The sequence below is a fragment of the uncultured Campylobacter sp. genome, from assembly GCF_937890585.1.
In the GTDB taxonomy this organism is placed as follows: Bacteria; Campylobacterota; Campylobacteria; order Campylobacterales; family Campylobacteraceae; genus Campylobacter_A.
This window is the reverse complement of the sequence record NZ_CALACG010000176.1, coordinates 1-2,648: the sequence shown is the minus strand read 5'-3', so window position 1 is coordinate 2,648 and position 2,648 is coordinate 1. Positions and strand designations below refer to the sequence as shown.

The window sequence follows — 2,648 nt, the reverse complement described above, 5'->3', positions numbered from 1 at the left end:
AAATGACGTAAGCAACTCAAAACTGCTCATATCCTTTACCCTAGTAAGCTATAGCCTAAGTTTGGTGCATTTTGACATACATATAAGATGCACTTCGTGCCCGCAAAAGCCAAATGAGAGGCTAGTAAAAGAAGCTAGCGAGCTACTAAAAGAGCTAAATGCCAAGATGAGCGAAACTGAGGACGGCTTTAATATAAGCATAAGCGTGCCACTGCCAAAAAGCGGGACATTTAAAAGGCAAAGCGTCGAGATAGCAAGCCTCTTAGGCAAAAATGCGATAATAGCTTGCGATGATGAAAATTTATTTTTAACGCTCAGTCATGAGTTAAGCTTTACGGGGCTAAAGCTTAGCAAACAAAAGAGCTTTGAGAGTTTAAATTTACACATAAAAGATGCCATTTTTAAGCCAGACATCATCTTTGTGCAAAAGGAGTATCTAAGCGACAAAGCAAGGCTTGATGAGATGCTGACTTATCAAAAGCTTAAGAATTTCTACATCGTCATCATCAGCAAGGATGAAGCCAAAAGCATCAAAAGCGAGAAGATGGCTACGCTTAGACAGCCATTTACTAGCGATAGCTTGCACGAGACTTTAGGGGTGGTGGCTAGAAATTTATAAAATTTTTAGATATCTCTTCAAGATGATAGTGGCTGAGACGCTATCGAGCCTGCCATCTCGCTTTGTGTTTGTGTAAATTTCACTTGCCTCACTGCTGCTAAAGGCTTCATCTTGATAGACGATATTAGCCTGCACGTCAAGAAGTGAGACAAAATGCTCTATGCGCCTTCTCATCTCATCCTCGCTACTGCCGCCAATCGGAACACCCACTACTAGCGTGTTTGGAGCGTATTCATTTACTTTTTGGCTTACATCTCTTGCGGCTTGATTTCTATTTTTTCTAAGAACTGGCTCAAGGGGCGTCACGACCTCGCCAAAGCCAAAAGCAAGTCCTATGCGCTTTAGCCCAATATCGATCGCCATAAATTTCTCTCTCATAGCACGCTTTTTACCCTTAAATTTGATATCTCGACCAGCCCGTCAAGCTCGTACTCATAAATGATCTCGCCAAATTTAGACAATGCCTCATCAAGGCTCACGCCGTTTTTACAAAATTTCACAATATCATCGTCCGTTTTTTGCTCTTTTACCACACCAAAAAGCGAAGCAAATTTGACGTAATCATCGATAAGCTCGGCCTTTTTGCTAGCTAGTAAAGCATTTGTGCCGCTGCTCTCATTTATGCGTTGAGGCAGGACAAAAACAGGGATTTTAAGCTCATTTGCCAGCCTTGCACTTTGCATAGAGCCGCTTCTTAGATCAGCTTGTGCGACGACTAGAGCCTGCGAGAGCCCCACAACTATGCGGTTTCGCTCTAAAAATCTATATGCGATCGGCGGCTCGCCCTCGTCATACTCGCTCAAAGCCAAACCTTTGGCATAAATTTCTTTTATCGCTGCTTTGTTTTGAGCTGGATAGATGATGTCAAGGCCGCTAGCAAAGACGCCGATAGTTCGTGGCATGGCTGCTTTGTGCGCTGCGATATCCACGCCGATAGCCCCACCGCTTACCACGCAGACATTTGCACTCTTTAGTGCCGCGCAAAGTGCCGCAACGCACTCTTTTGTGTAGACACTTGCATTTCTTGAGCCCACTACTGCGACCTTTGGCAGCTCTAAAAGCGAGGTGTCGCCGATGAAATTTAGCTCTTTTGGGGGATTTTTTAGCCTATTTAGCGCCCGTGGTAAAATTTCAAGCTTCATAAAATGTCTTTTAGATAGACCACTTCGACATCTTTTAAGATGTTGTTTTTACTCTCTTTTATAACTGCGATCGTGTTTTTCTTTGGATGCCCAATGGCGATGGCGTAGCCCCTTTTTTTGGCTAAATTTACAGCAGCCACGAGCTCACGTCTGACCGCTGCGGCCGATGGGTTGTCGTCTAAAAATATATCTCTTGAGATGTATGGCTGGTTGTGCTTTTTAGCCGCTTTTGCCACGGCAGTTTGAGCGATCGTCTTGCTATCAACGAAGATAAATCCCTGATCAATCAGCGCCATGTACGCCCTATCCATCGCGTTAAAGTCACTGGTGAAGCGCGATCCAGTGTGGTTGTTTGTATAGACTGCGCGCGGAAAGTCTTTGCGTATCTTTTTTATCTTAGCCAGCATGCTCTCAAAGCTCTCGTTTATCGTTAGAGTGCCTATCTCTGGGCTATCAAAGTGCTTTGCCTGCATCGGCAGGTGGATCATATAAAACTCAAACGACCTAGCGATAGAGGGTGTGTCTGGATGGGTTTTGGTCGCTGGGAAAATGGACGGCGTTATCTTTAGACCAAGCGACTTTATCATGCCTGCGTGCTCAAAAGTCGCCACATCGTCTATTATGATAACGAGCTTTGCACGCCCTTTGACGCTGCTATTTGGCGTAAATGGCACCACCGCAAAGTCATCTTTTTTCGCGCTCTTTTGTTGGTTTTTATCGTTTGTTTTTGGTTTTTCAGTCTTTTTAGCTGGCTTAGCTTCGCTCTTTTTGGCTGGCTCAGGTTTTAAACTTTCACTATTTTTTAGATTATCTTTTATCGTTAAATTTGCTTCAACGCTCTTGTTTTGCTCTATTTTTTTTGCTGTTTTATGATTTCCCCCGGTTCC

At 43.9% G+C, this 2,648-nt stretch carries 4 protein-coding genes; 1 reads left to right on the top strand and 3 read right to left on the bottom strand.

Going from position 1 to position 2,648, the window contains the following annotated elements:
* A partial coding sequence (locus tag Q0296_RS05190) for a hypothetical protein (protein ID WP_298037498.1) occupies window positions 1-619 on the top strand: 619 nt, incomplete at its 5' end.
* Here the strand turns inward: Q0296_RS05190 and ruvX are convergent.
* From ruvX to Q0296_RS05175, 3 genes are all read right to left on the bottom strand, one after another.
* Complete coding sequence (gene ruvX, locus Q0296_RS05185) at window positions 614-997, bottom strand: Holliday junction resolvase RuvX (protein WP_298037495.1); 384 nt, start codon at window positions 995-997, stop codon at window positions 614-616. The two genes, Q0296_RS05190 and ruvX, sit on opposite strands and share 6 nt — an antisense overlap.
* A complete protein-coding gene (gene dprA / locus Q0296_RS05180; protein WP_298037492.1) occupies window positions 994-1,761 on the bottom strand; it encodes a DNA-processing protein DprA in 768 nt (255 codons plus the stop codon). The genes ruvX and dprA overlap by 4 nt, the downstream gene beginning before the upstream one ends.
* A partial coding sequence (locus Q0296_RS05175) for a divergent polysaccharide deacetylase family protein (RefSeq protein ID WP_298037488.1) occupies window positions 1,758-2,648 on the bottom strand: 891 nt, incomplete at its 5' end. The genes Q0296_RS05175 and dprA, both read right to left, overlap by 4 nt.